At 51.3% G+C, this 17,659-nt stretch carries 10 protein-coding genes; 7 read left to right on the top strand and 3 right to left on the bottom strand.

Annotated elements, in window-relative coordinates; translation table 11 throughout:
- Positions 1-1,327: 1,327 nt before the first annotated feature.
- Positions 1,328-2,731 (bottom strand): calycin-like domain-containing protein, encoded by a 1,404-nt coding sequence (locus K2H17_RS10120; protein WP_300134395.1) that lies wholly within the window; start codon positions 2,729-2,731, stop codon positions 1,328-1,330.
- Positions 2,732-3,131: 400 nt separating this feature from the next.
- Here K2H17_RS10120 and K2H17_RS10115 point away from each other — a divergent pair, with 400 nt between their 5' ends.
- Both K2H17_RS10115 and K2H17_RS10110 read left to right on the top strand, forming a co-directional pair.
- Entirely contained in the window at positions 3,132-4,301 is a 1,170-nt protein-coding gene (locus tag K2H17_RS10115) for a PCMD domain-containing protein (protein WP_300134392.1), read from the top strand.
- A 46-nt stretch (positions 4,302-4,347) separates the two neighbouring features.
- Positions 4,348-5,124 (top strand): porin family protein, encoded by a 777-nt coding sequence (locus K2H17_RS10110; protein WP_363319940.1) that lies wholly within the window; start codon positions 4,348-4,350, stop codon positions 5,122-5,124.
- Positions 5,125-5,698: 574 nt separating this feature from the next.
- Here K2H17_RS10110 and K2H17_RS10105 read toward each other — a convergent pair.
- The gene (locus tag K2H17_RS10105) at positions 5,699-8,701 is read right to left on the bottom strand and encodes a PEP/pyruvate-binding domain-containing protein (RefSeq protein WP_300134387.1); all 3,003 of its coding nucleotides are present in this window, start codon (positions 8,699-8,701) and stop codon (positions 5,699-5,701) included.
- Positions 8,702-9,174: 473 nt separating this feature from the next.
- Between K2H17_RS10105 and dapF the strand changes: the two genes are divergently transcribed.
- The 5 genes from dapF to K2H17_RS10080 all read left to right on the top strand — a co-directional run bounded on the left by dapF (position 9,175) and on the right by K2H17_RS10080 (position 16,710).
- Positions 9,175-10,047 (top strand): diaminopimelate epimerase, encoded by an 873-nt coding sequence (gene dapF, locus K2H17_RS10100; RefSeq protein WP_300134385.1) that lies wholly within the window; start codon positions 9,175-9,177, stop codon positions 10,045-10,047.
- A 133-nt stretch (positions 10,048-10,180) separates the two neighbouring features.
- Positions 10,181-11,419: an LL-diaminopimelate aminotransferase gene (locus K2H17_RS10095; protein ID WP_300134383.1), complete on the top strand. Its 1,239-nt coding sequence runs from the start codon at positions 10,181-10,183 to the stop codon at positions 11,417-11,419.
- Between the two features lie 41 nt (positions 11,420-11,460).
- Positions 11,461-13,650: a glutamine synthetase III gene (locus K2H17_RS10090; protein ID WP_300134380.1), complete on the top strand. Its 2,190-nt coding sequence runs from the start codon at positions 11,461-11,463 to the stop codon at positions 13,648-13,650.
- Positions 13,651-13,804: 154 nt separating this feature from the next.
- On the top strand, positions 13,805-15,694 hold the full coding sequence (locus K2H17_RS10085) for an amidophosphoribosyltransferase (RefSeq protein WP_300134378.1): 1,890 nt from the start codon (positions 13,805-13,807) through the stop codon (positions 15,692-15,694).
- A 14-nt stretch (positions 15,695-15,708) separates the two neighbouring features.
- The gene (locus K2H17_RS10080) at positions 15,709-16,710 is read left to right on the top strand and encodes a hypothetical protein (protein WP_300134375.1); all 1,002 of its coding nucleotides are present in this window, start codon (positions 15,709-15,711) and stop codon (positions 16,708-16,710) included.
- Positions 16,711-16,754: 44 nt separating this feature from the next.
- On the opposite strand, the gene K2H17_RS10075 is transcribed toward K2H17_RS10080, so the two are convergent.
- Positions 16,755-17,630, bottom strand: a complete 876-nt coding sequence (locus tag K2H17_RS10075) for a DMT family transporter (RefSeq protein ID WP_300134373.1) — start codon at positions 17,628-17,630, stop codon at positions 16,755-16,757.
- Positions 17,631-17,659 lie beyond the last annotated feature (29 nt).

Below are 17,659 nucleotides of genomic sequence, written 5' to 3'. Positions count from 1 at the left end.
GTGCGGTGGTTTTGCCGATGCAGCGAGTGTTGGTGGGGGATGTGCGGTGGTTAGGTTGACGCAGCGAGCGTTGGAGGTGGGGATGTGCGGTGGTTTTGGCTGGTCGATGAGTTGGTGTTGGGGGGATGGTGTTGATGAGGCAGGCTGTGGGTGGAGAGCGGGGTAGGCTGGCCGCGTAGCGGTCTGGAGAATTCAGGCCACTGCAAGAGCCCCCAGCGGGGGTTCGCAGCTGTGGTAATAGGGTGTTATTACAACAATATAGAGCGCCGTAGGTGCGAAACATTCTAATGGCTACGGTGTTAACCAGTCTCTTCGAGACAGGCGTTGTGGTGAGCAGATATGCCCCAGGCATCGCTCGGCCTCCGCTGTCGCTTCGGCACTCGCTAACCCTGGGGTTTCTAAGATCAAGGCTCTCCGAGCCATAATTGGTAATGCTTTCTTCGCTGCTTAGCGGAACAAGCGCATGCCGAGGGGCGTGGTGCGAAGACTGTGTGGCTCTCTGGGCCATAATTGGTAATGCTTTCTTTGCTGCTTAGCGGAACAAGCGCATGCCGAGGGGCGTGGTGTGAAGACTGTGTGGCTCTCCGAGCCATAATTGGTAATGCTTTCTTCGCTGCTTTGCGGAACAAGCACACGCCGAGGGGCGTGGTGTGAAGACTGTGTGGCTCTCCGAGCCATAATTGGTAATGCTTTCTTCGCTGCTTAGCGGAACAAGCGCATGCCGAGGGGCGTGGTGTGAAGACTGTGTGGCTCTCCGAGCCATAATTGGTAATGCTTTCTTCGCTGCTTTGCGGAACAAGCACACGCCGAGGGGCGTGGTGTGAAGACTGTGTGGCTCTCCGAGCCATAATTGGTAATGCTTTCTTCGCTGCTTAGCGGAACAAGCGCATGCCGAGGGGCGTGGTGCGAAGACTGTGGGTATCCGAGCCACAACAGATGATGATCTTCTTTGTGGGCGATGTGGAGAGGAAATTTATCGAGGAGAGGTGATGTTTTGTTATATTTACCGCCTTGAATGTTATGTTCGCGGTTTAGATAGTGCGTGTTGATTCAATGTGTTAACTATATCAATTACAATGAAATATAAAATTTGCAATTGATATGGATTTTTGATTTTACATTATACTATCTCCATTCGCTCTCGTTATGGCTTATCTTTGCAATGTGTAAAATTTTAATCAGTTTATGGATTGCATTAAAAAGCATCCGACTTGTTAAGATATTCCAATAGATCTTAAGTCATCCGACAGACAAACAAAAAGCAAAAGCCGCTTCGTGATGAAGCGGCTTTTGCTTTTATTGAGTTGGATTGCTATCAGTCGGGGAATTACTTCACGAGCACCTTGCTTACCGAGCTGCCCTGACGACGGACATAGATGCCGGGAGTCAGATTGTTGGCATTCACACGCATGCCCTGGAGGTTGAAGAATTCAACAGGAGCATTTGAATTATCAACAGTGATGTCGGTGATACCGCTTTCCTCAACCGGATCTTTTGTGAAAGTTACTTCAATGGGTGTGGTCGAAGAGGGATCTGTCGGATCCTGAATCCAGTTGACATCAATTTTCATATTGTCTGTTGTGCCTGAAAGTGCGACGTTAGCTAAGATAAATTCATTTTTAGCAGCTCCTTCGGGCTGAAGTTTCAGTCCGTCAACTGAACCTTCGTAGTAATTTACGCCGTCTTTTTCAGAAATAGTCACATCGTTAACTACGATATTTCCGAGCTCAAGTCCTAATGATGCGAGGTTGAAATTCGGAAGAGTGAATGTGCATTTGCCGTCTCCGGTCGGTACGATTTCGACTGTTGCCTCCTGGTTGGTCGCGATAGAAAGAACATCCATCTTGATATTAAGATAGCCCTTATATATCTGTGCGGGATAAATTAATTTAACGTCGTCGATAGTTAATGCAGTCCCTTGTTTTATGGCTGATGCCCCTCCGAAATAGTTGCCGGCAGAAAGAATTACATTGATATACTCAGGCGTTGCTTCTGATTTATAATCGAAGTTTACAGAGAATTTTTTCCATTCGTCTGCATTTGTTTCCCCTTCGCGGGCTACATCGTTAGGAATTTCTACATTTATAACAGCAATGAGTTCTGCATCATCAGAGGGAATGACATCTCCTCCAAGGGAACCAGACATATCCATTTGTAAGACACAGCGGTCACGGTCAATCATGTCTGCGGTCTTAGGTGTGCCAAATGCTTCAATTGTTCCCGGTACGTTTTTTTGAGTCCAGTGTCCTTTCCAAAGATAAGCTACAACAGTTGCCTTTTCGCCATCTACGCTGGTGTGCTTATACATGAATTCCAATTTTTCGGGACGTCCTGAAAATTCAATACCACCAAAAGATCCGCCATCATTTTTGCTGCCCATCACAGAGGTAGACCAAGTAGTTCCGAGGGTGATATATCCGGGAACAGTCTGAGAGGATAGAAGTGAATTAGGACTATTAGTTAATTTTACCGCAGTGTTGCTATTATACCCGGCGTCTTTAGTGCCTACTTCGGTTGCTCCAAGTCCATTAATTCCAATGACATTAGAAATGCACCATCCTTCAGGAGTCGTGCCTTTGTCTTTTGTATTGCCATTGTTGGTTATCCAGGGAATGCTCTTTATCCACTCTGTTTCGAAGCCGCTGTTCGGCAGTTGCTGCTGGGCTGTGGCATTAAGCCCCATAGCTCCCATCAGCAGGGCGCTATACATTGATTTGTAAATAAATTTCATAATTAAGTTATGTAAATGATTGGTTAGTTATTTACTTCGATTTTTTAGTGTGTGTTTCCGATGTGGAACAGGGAAACTCTTTGTATTTAATGAATTCTGTTTGACAGACTAAGCCAATATAGATTAAAAAACTGCGACAAAGTTACGGATAATTTGCGATTATTAAGCAAATAAAATCTAAAAAATGTAGCGAAAAAGGTGCTAATAGTGTCAGTTTGAGTGAGATATGGCGCGGGCGCAAAGGATCTTAAAGAGAGGGGCGCAGTAGTATTGGCGGAAAAACGGATGAAAAAATAGTATTTTTTGAATAAAATTTAAAAATGAGAGGCTTGAAAACTACAAAATATAGGTGTTTTGTTTAACTTTGTAGCTTGAATTCAAATAAAAACTAATCATAGACATGAAAAATTTCCGCTTGCTATTGATGACTGTCGTCGGCTTGTCGATGAGCGCGCTGTCATCGTGCATACAGAAAGAAGCGCTTAACACAGAGTGCGATATCGAGGCGGCGACGCTTATGGAAGAGAACTATCTGGTCCGTCCGGCTGAGATCGTTGACCGTATAGACGATCACACGGTGACTTTCATTGTAAAGAATTTTGTCGATGTGTCGGCGCTTACTCCAGAATTCAAGATCACTCCGGGAGCTACGATCGACCCTGCAAGCGGTACGCTGCGAGACTTCTCCACGCCGCAGCTCTATACGGTCACTTCCGAAGACGGCGAATGGTCAAAGACTTATACAGTCATTGCAAAACATGACGATCCGATTGCACTGAAATACAGCTTTGAGAATGTGAGGATACTGACTTCATCGCAGGGTGGCACTTATGATGAATTTGTGGAACTGGTGCCTGAGGATCCCGAAGATCCTGACGGCCCTCAGAAAGTCAATATGGCTTGGGCGAGCGGTAATATCGGTTTTGCTCTTACCAATGGAAAGAAAGGTCCTGAGACTTATCCGACATTCCAGGCTGACAACGGCTTTACTGGTAAGTGTGCCGAACTGATCACCCGTTCGACCGGTACTTTCGGTGCGATGGTGGGACTGCCGCTCGCTGCCGGTAATCTTTTTATCGGAACTTTTGAACCGCAGAATGCGACAACAAAACCTCTGGAGGCAACCCACTTCGGCCGTCCGTTCTATTATGTGCCTGTCGCTCTGAGAGGCTTCTACAAGTACACTGCCGGTACACCTTTTATGGAACTGGTCAACAGGAAGTTGGTTGAAGTGCCCGGACGTGTGGATGAATGTGACATCTATGCAGTGTTCTATGAGCGCACTCCTGAAATGGACTATCTTGACGGGACAAATGTGTTGTCTGATGACAATCCCAATATCATAGCAGTGGCGCGTCTTGACGACGATCAGCGTCTTGGTGCTGCGGATTGGACTTTGTTCAATCAGGAGTTTGTCTACCGTCCCGGCAAGAGCATTGATCCTGAGAAACTTGAGGCCGGGGTCTATGCTCTGGCAGTAGTGATGACTTCAAGCATCGAGGGTGCGAAGTTCTCAGGCGCTATCGGCAGCACTCTGCTTGTTGACGAGGTGGAAGTGGTCTGCCTCTGATCCGTTTACAGTCGTTAATCAATCATAAAGAATGGAAATCATGAATATCAAACGTTATATAATAGGTGTACTGGCAGCCGCGTTTTGTGCAGCCGGCGCAACGGCTCAGGTTGACCGCTCGGCTGGAATCATCCGCTCGATGCTCCACGGTGTGGAGTATGAGGTTTATGCCGGAACAAATATCGGCGGAGCCTCACCGCTGCCTCTCCCTGCCGAGATCCGCGAGATCAATTCATATAGTCCGGAACTCAACCTGCAAATCGGTGCCACTGTGACAAAGTGGATGGATGTGCAGAAGAAGTGGGGTATGGCATTGGGCCTTCGTCTGGAAACAAAGGGCATGGAGACCAAGGCGACAGTCAAGAATTATGGCATGGCGATCATTCAGGATGGTGCTACTGTCAGCGGACGTTGGACCGGAAAGGTGCAGACCCGCTATCACTCCCAGCAGTTGGTTGTGCCGATTACTGCGGTGTTCAAAGCTCACAAACGTCTGAAAGTTCATGCCGGACCATATCTCGCTTTCGCATTCAGCAATGATTTCGACGGTTATGTCTACGATGGGTATCTTCGTGACGGAGATCCCACAGGAACAAAGATTTCGTTCGAAGGTGACACCCGCGCAAACTATGACTTCGGCGACAATCTGCGCCATTTCCAGTGGGGTATGCAGGGTGGAGTGACATGGACGGCCTATAAACACCTGCTTGTCAATGCAAATCTCGCATGGGGCTGCAACGATATTTTCGAATCGTCGTTCAAGACAGTGACTTTCAATCTCTATCCGATCTATCTCAACGTCGGTTTCGGCTATCTGTTCTGATCGTGGAGAGTTTCGGGCAAGCTGTGTCAGGCAAACCAATCAGGCAGGCCGCGTCAGGAAAACCGCATTAGGCAATCCGCGTTAAGTAATCCGCGTTAAGTAATCCGCGTCAGGCAAGCCGTGTCAACCGAGCCGCGTCAACCGAGCCGCGTTAGCGGTGGGCGATTCCAGGCCACTGCAAGAGCCGCGTTAGCGGTTCGCAGCTGTGGTAGAACCGCAACATCCAAAACGATCAAAGCGCCGTAGGTGCGAAACTGTTTCGCACCTACGGCGCTTTTTATCATTATATCACATTGTATTACCACAGCTGCGAACCCCCGATGGGGGCTCTTGCAGTGGCCTGGAATCGCCCGCCGCTAACGCGGCTTGCCTGACGGGGTGGGCTGACTTTTGCAGTGGCCTGGAATCGCCCACCGCTGACGCGGCTTGCCTGACGGGGTGGGCTGACTTTTGCAGTGGCCTGGAATCGCCCGCCGCTAACGCGGCTTGCCTGACGCGGGCTGACGTGGGCTTTTGCAGTGGCCTGGGATCGCCCACCGCTAACGCGGCTTGCCTGACGGGTGCCTGACGGGGTTTAGGGCTTGAGGACTACGCCGGTGCCTTTCAGTCCGTTGACGCCGATGGCGAGCGGGGTGTCGAAATTGACAATGCGGATGAAGTCGCTCTCGTAGACCGCCGGCTGCGAGTTGAGGAAATCGACATCGTAGAGAGCTGTGACAGGTTCACCCTCCTTGCGCCGGGCATTGGTGTCAATGGTGAAATAGGCCACACCGAACGATGTGAGGTTTTGGAAGAAGTGGGTGCCCTGGCTCGGTTCTATCCGATAGTTCGGAAGGGAGGATTCCACGATCAGGCGGGCGGCGGAGATGGCCGGCCATTTGACGGGGATGCCTAAAGAAGTGTCGGACGAGCCCCAGCGGCCCGGACCGATCAGGATGTAGCGCTCTTCACGGTCGAGGAAGCCGCGGTTGAGCTTCTCGATCTCGCGGGCGATGAGCGAATTGTTGGAGGACGAGAACTTCTCCGGTCGGACGTAGACCACGGTCCGGACTCCTTCGATGTTGCCATGACCGAGAGCCGTGCCTGATTTCAGCAGCAGCTTTTCGTCGGGCGTGGCCATCAGAGCCTCGTCGACGGTTTCTTTACGGTCGACAATCGGGCGGATCTGGAGCCAGTAGAGCCGACCTTTGTTCTTGGCGCCGGGACCTACCATTTTCGAGTCCGGGCCGATGATACCTGCGAATTCGATTTCGACCGGGCGCTGCATTTCGGTCTGTCCGGTCGTCAGCATGAAATCCACGGCTTCGGCGAGGGGATAGACCTTGTGTTTGAGAATATTGTTGAAGGTGACCACCTTGCGCCCCTCACCGGCATCGGTGTCGCGGATGATGTTGTCGCGGAAGTCGAATGTTGACACCATGTATTTCAGCTCGCCTTTTTCGGCCAGGTCCTGAACGCGGATTTTGGCCACGTTGTAGCCGTCGTCGACAATCAGATTGTCGGCCGTCCGTGCGGCTTTCATGTCGAGGGCATACATGCGTGTCTGGGTGTCGCGCAGGGCGAGCGAGAGTTCCGAGGTCTGAAGGACATTTTCGGGGTGGCGGGGCGAAAAACGCAGGCCGAGTCCGCCGTCGACAATGTATTTGCCAAGACCGACTGCGATTTCCGCCACTCCGTCTTCGGGCTTTTCGTCGTTGAGCGGATAGTAGTTGAGCGAGCGTCCGACTCCGGAGAAAGAGGGGAAATAGTAATCTCCGATCTCCTTGCCGACAACCTCCTGGAGAATGACGGCCATTTTTTCCTGGTCGATGATGTTGGAAGTGGCGGTCATGTAGGCTTTCGAATCGGCGTAGAACACAGAGGCGTAGACGCCCTTGATTGCATCTGTCACCATCTTTAGCATCAGTTGCGGGTCAGTGCTCTTCGGCACCATGTAGGTGGAATAGATGCCGGCAAAGGGCTGGTAGTGTGAATCTTCGAGGAGGCTGGAGCTACGGACAGCGATCGGCGTGTCGACAACCTCGAAGAGGGCCAGAAGATCGTCCTTGATTCTGCGTGGAAGTTTGCCCTCAAGGAAGTGGCGCAGGATTTCTTCGTCAGGAGCATCGCTTAGAGCGATGGGGTAGAGCTTGTTGGACTCCATGAACTCGTCGAAGATATCGGTGCAGAGCACGACGGTGCGCGGAATCGTGATCGAGATTCCGTCGAAATTGTCGCATACGGGGTTTTTCTTGATGATGGAGTCGATGAAAGCCAGGCCGCGGCCCTTGCCTCCGAGCGACCCCTGACCGATGCGGGCGAAGTTGGAATAGTGGTCGAAGCGGTCTTTCTGGAAGATGGCCACCACGCCGCGGTTTTTCATCCGGCGGTATTTGACGATCAGGTCGAAGAAGAGCTGACGCACCTGAGGGGCATCTTTCAGGTCGCGGAAGCGGTGGTGTTTGATCACCTCGGCGATCGGGAACATGGCGCGGGAGTAGAGCCAACGGGAGATATCGTTGAACGACGCATGCCAGTAGAGCGCTTCGGCAGGGATGTTGAAGATGTTTTTCTGCAAGTCTTTCAGCGACTTTATCCGGAAAATTTCCTCGCCGCTCTCAGGGTTGCGGATGACGAAATCGCCGAATCCGAAATTGTTGATGATCGCTTTGCCGAGGTCGACGGGGAATTTTTTTGAGTTCTTGTCGATGAAAGTGCCTCCGAGTTCGATGACATCGTGAGCATTCTCGTTTTCGGAACTTTCGATGATCATCGGCAGATAGGGGTCGCGGGAACGGAGTTCCTTGGCGAGTCGTATGCCTGCTTTGGGATCCTTCTTGCCCTCGCGCATGAAGGAGACATCGCTGATGACGCCGAGGATGTGGTTGCTGTAACGGTCATAAAGCTCAAGGGCCTCTTCATAGTCGCGGGCCAGCATCACTTTAGGACGTCCGCGCATGCGCAACATCTGTTCATGCTCGTTGAGAGCCTCTGTCGAGAACTCGCGTGACTGTTTGAGAATGAACTTGTAGACGATCGGAAGCACCGAGGAGTAGAATCTCACGGAGTCTTCGACGAGAAGGATCATCTGCACTCCGACACCGTTGATGTCGGCATCGGCATTCATCTTGTCTTCAAGAAGCTTGATGACGGCAAGGAGCAGATCGACGTTGCCAAGCCATGAAAAGACATAGTCTATGCCTGAGAAATCCTCATTGGCCAGGCGGCGTGACACCTCCTTGGAGAATGGGGTGAGGACGATAATCGGCATCGTGGGGTAGGCATCGCGGATGCGCCGCGCGCCCGAAAAAGTCTCACTGACATCGTTGCCGGGCATCATGATCACAAGGTCGAAACTTTTGACCTTCATGATCTCCATAGCCTCGTCGGAGTTGAGCGCGCGTGTGACGCGCGGGGGAGAAGAAAGATTGAGAGCAGTGTATTCGAAATAGAGTTGTTCTTCAACGCGGCCGTCTTCCTCCATCATGAAAGCGTCATAAGCGGAGGCAATCAGCAATACATTGAAAATGCGCTTTTGCATCAGGTTTTGAAAGGCTGTGTCTTTGAAATACAACTGGCTCAGTGCGTCGTCTGTCATAAGATTGGATGTACTATATATAAATGGTGGATATATAATAATGTTAAGTAACTCTTCAAAATTAAACGATATAATGAACATTAGTATCTCCTATGGAGGATCTTTTATACTCTCTGCGGTTTTATTCCGGTCAGAATCAAGTTCTTCATCGGTCGTTTATGTCTATAAACTCCCTCTTCAGTCCTCGATTCTGCCTCTGAATAAATCCCGCATATAGTATAAATTAATTTTTCAGAGTTACTTATATATAAATAAGGTGGTGTAACTATCTGCAAAATTAATAAAAAATGCCGATCTCCCGTTGCTTGCGGATGAAAAAGAGAGAAACAAGCCAAGTAATGGCCTGTAAGGTGTAGCCATCGATTAAAAATTGGGTTTTAACATAAAAAGTGTGTGAAAAAGGCTTGGATTTGTAGCAAAATGCTTAACTTTGCAGTGATTTCTCAATTTAACTTGGGATAGAAGTTACAATTATGACCTCGCGCTCTAAGAACGACATGGAGCTGATAAGCTTCACCAAGATGCACGGCATCGGCAACGACTACATTTACATCAATTGTATGGAGTCGGTGCCCGATCGGCTCCCCGAACTGGCGGAGGAGATGAGCGACCGTCATTTTGGGGTCGGAGGCGACGGGATAGTTCTCATCTGCCCGTCGGACAAAGCCGACTTCAGAATGAGGATGTTTAACAACGACGGATCAGAGGCCCGCATGTGTGGAAACGCCTCCCGCTGCATCGCCAAGTATGTCCACGACCACAAACTCACCGAAAAAACTCGCATAAGCCTTGAAACCCTTTCCGGGATCAAGGTTTTGTCGCTTAATATGAGCACCTCAGGAGAGGTTGAAAGTGTCACGGTCGACATGGGGGAGCCTGAACTGACAGCCTCCGCCGTACCGGTCAGCTGCGGGAGTGAGAGAATGGTCGAGGAAACGGTGGCAACGTCCTGCGGCGACGTTAAAGTGACCGCCGTCTCGATGGGCAATCCGCATGGAGTGGTTTTCGTAGACCGCATCGAGGATGTGCCTTTTGACACTCTTGGCCCTGAGCTTGAAAAGCATCCGATGTGGCCCGACCGAGCCAACATAGAGTTCCTCCAGATCATTTCGTCGTCGGAGGCACGGATGAGAGTGTGGGAGAGAGGCACAGGCGAGACCCTTGCCTGCGGCACCGGAGCATGTGCTTCGGCAGTCGCCGCCGCTCTTACCGGCCGTTGCGGCAGGGAAGTCACGATACATCTCCGCGGAGGGGATCTTGATATACGCTGGGCCGAGAACGGACATGTCATGATGACCGGAAGCGCCACAGAGGTATTCGAGGGAAATTACTACCGACAACGTTGACAGAACGACGCATAGGCCACATGGATTGATTTCCGTAGATGCTATGAATTGCAGGGAAAGAACAATATCTTTTCCGGATGATGCCTTTTTTTTAGTGAGAATTTAAATATATATACGATACAAGGTAAAACAGATGTTTAGAATCAACGATAATTTTACACGGCTTCCGGCCTCTTACCTCTTCAGCGAGGTGGCTCGCAGGGTCAATGCCTATATAGATTCCCATCCGGAAGCGGATGTGATCAGAATGGGTATCGGTGACGTCACGCGCCCGCTCTGCCAGGCGGCTGTTGACGCACTCCACAAGGCGGTCGATGACGAAGCATGCGGCGAGACCTTTCATGGCTACGGGCCTGAGCAGGGTTATTCGTTCCTTGTTGAAAAGATTGCCCGCCATGACTATCGGGAGCGCGGAATCGAGATTTCGGAAGATGAGATTTTCGTCAGCGACGGTGCGAAAAGCGACACCGGAAACATCGGCGATATCCTTTCTGCCGCCAACCGCATCGCAGTGACAGATCCGGTCTATCCGGTCTATGTAGACACAAATGTGATGGGAGGCCGTGCGGGAGAGCTTGGAGCCGATGGCCGCTGGTCGAAAATAGAATATCTGCCATGTACGGCGGAAAACGGATTTGTTCCGGCGCTTCCGACCGGAAATCCCGACGTGATCTATCTCTGTTATCCTAACAATCCGACCGGAACCACACTGACCCGCAGCCAGCTTAAAGTCTGGGTGGACTATTGCCGGGAACACGGGGCACTCCTGCTCTTCGATGCGGCTTATGAGGCCTTTATCCGTGAAGACGATGTACCCCATTCGATCTATGAAATCGAGGGAGCCAGAGAGGTAGCCATTGAATTCCGCAGCTATTCGAAGACGGCGGGTTTCACAGGCATCCGTCTGGGTTATACAGTGGTGCCTAAAGAGCTTGAGGGGCTGGACAAAAACGGCAATCAGGTCGCGCTGAACGGCCTGTGGCGCCGTCGGCAGACCACCAAATTCAACGGCGCCAGCTATCTCACCCAGCGCGCAGCCGAGGCCCTCTACACTGAAGAAGGCCGGAGGCAGGTGCGTGAAACCATCGACTACTATCTTGAAAATGCCAGGATTCTCCGCGAGGGTCTGGCCCAGGCCGGATATGAGGCGGTAGGAGGTATCAACTCACCCTATATCTGGCTCAAGACTCCGGGAACAATGACATCATGGGAATTTTTCGATTACCTGCTTGACCGTTACCATATTGTCGGCACACCCGGCAGCGGTTTCGGCCCATCGGGCGAAGGCTATTTCCGGCTGACGGCATTCAATACCCACGAAAATACCCGCCGCTGCATCGAGCGACTCAGCGGAAAAACAGACTGTAAATAAGAGAATTAGAATTATTAAAATACTTAACACAACGTGCAACTATGTCAAGTTTAAGATTTAAGGTTGTTGAAGAAGCTTCAAACCGCAAGGCAGCTCCGGTCGACATTCCGAAAGAGCGTCCGCAGGAATACTATGCCAGCAAAGTGTTCAACCGCGCAAAAATGTATGAATATCTGCCTTTGGATACCTACAAGGCACTTATCAATGCAATTGACAACAAAGAACCGATCTCGCGTGAAGTTGCCGACAGTGTGGCTGAGGGAATGAAACGTTGGGCGATTGACAACGGAGTCCGCCACTACACACACTGGTTCCAGCCTCTGACAGAGACCACTGCCGAAAAGCATGACGGTTTTATCGAGCATGACGGCAAAGGCGGCATCGTGGAAGAATTTTCCGGCAAGCTGCTTGTTCAGCAGGAACCCGATGCCTCAAGTTTCCCCAACGGCGGTATCCGCAACACCTTCGAAGCCCGCGGCTATTCAGCCTGGGATATCTCCTCGCCGGTGTTTATCCTTGACAACACACTCTGTATCCCGACAATTTTCATCTCCTATACAGGAGAGTCACTTGACTATAAGACCCCGCTCCTGCGCGCGCTTTCAGCCGTAGACAAAGCCGGTACAGGCGTGGCCCGCTACTTTGATCCCAATGTCCAGCATGTGATTTCAAATCTCGGCTGGGAGCAGGAATATTTCCTCGTTGACGAGGCTCTCTATGCCGCCCGTCCCGACCTTGTGATGACAGGCCGCACTCTGATGGGACATGAGTCTGCGAAAAACCAGCAGCTCGAAGACCACTATTTCGGCGCTATCCCCTCGCGTGTGCAGGCTTTCATGCTCGATCTTGAAATCGAAGCGCATAAACTCGGAATCCCGGCCAAAACCCGCCACAACGAGGTTGCGCCCAACCAGTTCGAGCTTGCTCCGATTTTTGAGGAAACCAACCTTGCCAATGACCACAACATGCTGATCATGTCTGTGATGGCAGAAGTGGCACGCCGTCATAATTTCCGCATCCTTCTCCACGAGAAGCCTTTTGCAGGCATCAACGGCTCAGGCAAGCACAACAACTGGAGCCTTGGCACCGACACCGGCACTCTGCTCTTCGCCCCCGGCAAGACTCCGATGGAGAATCTTCAGTTCATCACGTTTGTCGCTAATGTGATGGCAGCCGTGCACCGCCACAATGCCCTGCTCAAAGCATCGATCATGTCGGCTACAAACTGCCACCGTCTCGGCGCCAATGAGGCACCTCCGGCTATCATCTCGATCTTTACCGGAAGTCAGCTCGCCGAAATCCTCAGCAAGATCAAGAATTCCGACAAGGACGAACTGATCGCGCTTGCAGGCAAAGAGAAACTCGACCTCGGAGTGGCTCAGATCCCGGAACTTATGATCGACAACACAGACCGCAACCGCACATCGCCGTTTGCTTTCACAGGCAACCGTTTCGAATTCCGCGCTGTCGGATCGAGCGCCAACTGTGCATCAGCAATGATCGCCTTGAATGCCGCCGTTGCCGAACAGCTTGCCGACTTCAAGCAGAAAGTCGACTCGCGTCTTGCAGTCGGCGAAGGTCTCCAGCATGCCCTCCTTGCCGAAATCAAGGCACTCCTTCTCTACTCCGAAGCCATCCATTTTGACGGTAACGGCTATTCCGACGAATGGAAAGAAGAAGCTGCCCGCCGCGGTCTCGACTGCGAGACCAACCCGGCTCTCATCTTCGATGCCTACCTGCGTCCCTCGTCAATCGAGATGTTCCGCAAGACCGGTGTGATGAACCATGTGGAACTTGAGGCCCGCAACGAAGTGAAGTGGGAGATGTATACCAAGAAAATCCAGATCGAAGCCCGTGTGCTCGGCGATCTTGCCATCAACCACATCATCCCCGTGGCTACCCGCTATCTTTCGATCCTGCTTGACAACATGGTCAAGATCCGCACACTATTCCCCGGCAACAAGGGTGAGGAACTCTCGTCGCAGGACGCTGTGACAGTTGAAAAGATCATGCACCACTGCTCGATCATCAAGGAGGAGGTTGCAAAGATGGTCAATGCCCGCAAGGAAGCCAACAAGATCGGTTCGGAACGCGAGAAAGCGTTGGCCTACTCGCTTGAAGTGGCTCCGTCGCTTGAGGTTGTCCGCTACCACATCGACAAACTGGAACTCCTGGTCGACAATGAGATGTGGCCTCTGCCCAAGTATCGTGAACTTCTCTTTATCCGCTAATATGGATAAGTGAAACCGTATATGTCCCTGCGAAAGAAGCAACCGGAAGTTGCCTGCTTTCGCAGGGATATTTTTTGAATATTCTCTTATTTGAAATGTGATGTCAAATCACTAATTTTGTATTTTTAGAAAACCTCACTTATCTCATTCAGCAATGGAGATTCTCAAACATGAGTGTGGCATCGCAATGGTGCGCCTGCTCAAACCGTTGGAATATTATAAAGAGAAATACGGCACATACGCCTACGGACTTAACAAGCTTTATCTCCTCATGGAGAAACAGCACAACCGCGGGCAGGAAGGCGCCGGAATCGGAGTCGTTAAAATGCACGCCCATCCGGGGAATGAATATGTTTTCCGCGAACGTGCGCTCGGCAAGGATGCGATTCAGGAAATATTCGAAACGGTAAAGACGAAAATAACCGGTGTCGGACTTTCCGGCCATGATGCTGAATGGGTCGACTCCTATGCGCCGTTTATCGGAGAAATCTACATGGGGCATCTGCGCTATTCGACCACCGGCAAAAGCGGGATTTCCTATTGCCATCCCTTCCTCCGCAGAAACAACTGGCGCTCGCGCAATCTTCTGATGTGCGGCAACTTCAATATGACCAATGTAGATTCAATTTTTGAAGGAGTCGTGGCCTGCGGGCAACATCCGAGAATTTACAGTGACACAGTGGTCCTTCTGGAGCAGCTTGGCGACGCTCTTGACAAAGAAAACCACCGCATTTATCGCCAGTACCGCGATTCTATTTCGGGACAGAAACTCAGCGTCGCAATCGAGGACAATCTCGACATGACACGAGTGCTTGCGCCGACAGCTCCTCAATGGGACGGCGGCTTTGTCATCTGCGGGGCCACCGGCTCAGGAGACATGTTCGTGTTGCGTGACCGTCACGGAATCCGTCCGGCATTCTACTACCGCGATGATGAAGTGGTGGTCGTGGCCTCTGAGCGGCCTGTCATCCAGACTGTGTTCGATGTGCCCAGACGGGCAGTCAGCGAGCTTACTCCGGGAAGCGCCATCATCGTGAGCAAGGCCGGGCAGGTGACCGTCACCGATGTGCTCGGCGAGGCTGAAAACCAGCGCTGTTCGTTTGAAAGAATCTATTTCTCGCGGGGCAGTGACGCCGATATTTACCGCGAACGCAAGCAGCTCGGCCGCAATGTGGTCCCGGCAATCATGAAAAGTATTGACAATGATCTGGCCCATTCGGTGTTCTCTTTCATCCCGAACACAGCCGAAGTGGCTTTCCTCGGAATGGTCGACCAGTTGGACAAAGAGCTGAACATCATCAAGGAACGTGAAATCCTTGACGCTCAGGCCGAGGGGACTCTGACACCAAAACGTCTCAGCGAGATCATGGAGCGTAATCTGAGGGTAGAGAAAGTGGCAATCAAGGATATCAAACTCCGGACATTCATTGCCGAGGGCGATGCCCGCAACGACCTTGCCGCCCATGTCTATGATGTGACTTACGGAATAGTCGAGAATAATGTGGACAATCTTGTGGTGATCGACGACAGCATTGTGAGAGGGACAACTCTGAAGCAGTCGATTCTCAAAATGCTTGACAGGCTCCATCCGCGTAAAATTGTGGTGGTTTCATCTTCGCCTCAGGTCCGCTATCCTGACTATTACGGTATCGACATGTCGCGCATGGGCGAGTTCATTGCATTCAGGGCAGCTGTCGAACTGCTGAAAGACCGCGGTATGGAGAATGTGCTTGACGAGACATACGTCCGGTGCAAGGAGCAGGAAAAACTTCTTGATATAGAGATGCGGAATTGCGTGAAAGACATTTATGCACCATTCACCCAGGAGGAAATTTCGCGTAAGATCGTCGAAATGCTAACCGCCGACGGTTCGATCAATGCCGAGGTGGACATAATCTATCAGACGCTTCAGGGGCAGCGCCAGGCAATCCCGACTTGTCCGGGCGACTGGTATTTCTCCGGCGATTATCCGACTCCCGGCGGAGTGCGTCTTGTCAACCGGGCATATATTAATTTTTATGAGGGCAACGCCGACAAGCGTTGATCCTGTCTTTTGATATGGCAACTCCCGTTTCTCTCCTTCGAGGAGTCCTGATATTCATTTCCCTTGTGCAGTCTCTGCCGTCGTTCGGGCGGCAGACTGCTGAAAGGGTATATGCGGACACCCCCTTTCTTCTGACCGACAGCACCAGCCTGATGCCGTTGGCAGCGGATGCTGATTCATATATTATAGACGTGCGGGCGGCGATGGCCGGAATCGGCGAACGGGTAGGGGCCGCGCCCAACTACTGGGGATTTTCCGTCGCTTTTCCTGACGATACCCTGGGACTGATGTTGCGCCACGGTAACACGGCCTTCGGCGATATTCTTGACCGCCGTCAGAGCATTCTGACTTTAACGCGTGGCGGGAAAGAGATCTGGAGCAGTGATGTAAGCGCCTTTGACAGTGCTTCCGGTGACTATAACACCATTCAGCTTCTGTTTGACCGCAAGCGTCAGCGGCTTGAGATCCGCGGCGGAGGCAAGAACATGACGGAGATTTTTATGTCTGACGCCGTGTTTGCCGACGCGCCTGAAAGTGTCGGGCTGTGGAGCAAGGGACCCTTGTCTGTCGCTTCATTTTCCATAGAAACATCCATCGCTCCCGGTCGCAGACTGGCCACAGCCTGGACCGAGACCTCCCTGAAAAGCTATTTGCTGGAATCGACAGACCCGATAGAGGGGTTCTGGCAGTATCTTGACAGAGAAAACAATCCGCAGTATGCGCGCATGGGAGGTCGCTATCTTCTTGCAGTTGTCAGAAACGATGCTACTGAGGCTTATGATATAATTTATGTCAGCGGGGCGGAGACCTATGCTTCCGACTGGAGTCCGATGATGCTGAAAGGAAGCCTGAAACCGACAATATTCCTGGACCATTATGATCTGGAATGGATCGACTCGACTTTTGAGCCAATCACACGTGACATCCATGCGCAGATGACCGACGATGCCATTCTTTCGCTCTCGTTTCCGCTGCTGAAAACAACAGTCAGATTTTCCAAGATGCGTCTGAAATGATCATGACGCCGGTAATTCCGATGTCATCTATAAGATGGAATTTCCTAAAGACTGCCGATCACGAGGAATGTAAGGCCGATGAGCAACAGCGTGAGATCGAGCAGCTTGAGCCGGATGTTCTTTTCGTGAAGAGCGATCACCCCATAGAAGAACGAGACAATCACGCTGCCGCGGCGGATCATGGAGACAACTGCGATCATCGATCCGTCTAATGAAAGACTGTAAAAATATGCTATGTCAGCCACGGTCAGAAACAGTGAGATCAGCGGAATTGTCCAGCGCCACTGCAATTTGGTGGCCGAACCTTTGCCGCGGAGAATCAGTCCGATGGTGACGCCCATGATGAACAGCTGATAGAGCGAATACCAGGCCTGGACTTCCAGCGGTTCATAGCGGGTGAGAAGATATTTGTCGTAAAGAGCGCTTACGGCACCCATGACCGTGGCGCCGATAGCCATCCAGACCCATTTGTTTGACTTGATCGAGATTCCCTCTTTGCCTCCGACGCGGCTGATGAAATAGAGCGACCAGAAACCGAGGATCACACCGGCCCACTGCCATGCGTTGAGTCTTTCGCCGAAAAGCAGGAGGGCGCCGACGAGCACCATCACCGGACGCGACGCATTGACAGGACCCGCAATTGTCAGCGGCAGATGCTTGATGCTCGCATAACCCAAAAGCCATGAACTCAGGACTATGCCTGATTTTATGAGGATTGCGCCATGTCCGGCCAGGGTGTTGCCCAGTCCGTAATTGCCATGACTTATGCCGATTATAATTACCGGAAGCATGAAAAGCGATCCGAAAAGAGTGTTGAGGAAGAGGACGCCGAGCACATTGTTGCCGTCGACTGACAGTTTTTTCATTATGTCATAGAAGCCGAGACACAGGGCGGAGATCATTGCAAGTATTACCCACATAGCTGACTGTGTTATCAAAAATTCGTGCA

It is taken from the genome of Duncaniella sp. (assembly GCF_029054785.1).
Lineage (GTDB): Bacteria > Bacteroidota > Bacteroidia > Bacteroidales > Muribaculaceae > Duncaniella.
Note: the sequence above shows the minus strand (reverse complement) of the source record. Positions and strands in the feature narration are given on the sequence as shown.

What these genes read in the sequence shown, in the direction of transcription:
- K2H17_RS10120 (WP_300134395.1), bottom strand. Translation starts at nt 2,731, where the DNA reads ATGAAATTTATTTACAAATCAATGTATAGCGCCCTGCTGATGGGAGCT.
- K2H17_RS10115 (WP_300134392.1), top strand. Translation starts at nt 3,132, where the DNA reads ATGAAAAATTTCCGCTTGCTATTGATGACTGTCGTCGGCTTGTCGATG.
- K2H17_RS10105 (WP_300134387.1), bottom strand. Translation starts at nt 8,701, where the DNA reads ATGACAGACGACGCACTGAGCCAGTTGTATTTCAAAGACACAGCCTTT.
- dapF (WP_300134385.1), top strand. Translation starts at nt 9,175, where the DNA reads ATGACCTCGCGCTCTAAGAACGACATGGAGCTGATAAGCTTCACCAAG.
- K2H17_RS10095 (WP_300134383.1), top strand. Translation starts at nt 10,181, where the DNA reads ATGTTTAGAATCAACGATAATTTTACACGGCTTCCGGCCTCTTACCTC.
- K2H17_RS10090 (WP_300134380.1), top strand. Translation starts at nt 11,461, where the DNA reads ATGTCAAGTTTAAGATTTAAGGTTGTTGAAGAAGCTTCAAACCGCAAG.
- K2H17_RS10085 (WP_300134378.1), top strand. Translation starts at nt 13,805, where the DNA reads ATGGAGATTCTCAAACATGAGTGTGGCATCGCAATGGTGCGCCTGCTC.
- K2H17_RS10080 (WP_300134375.1), top strand. Translation starts at nt 15,709, where the DNA reads ATGGCAACTCCCGTTTCTCTCCTTCGAGGAGTCCTGATATTCATTTCC.
- K2H17_RS10075 (WP_300134373.1), bottom strand. Translation starts at nt 17,630, where the DNA reads ATGTGGGTAATACTTGCAATGATCTCCGCCCTGTGTCTCGGCTTCTAT.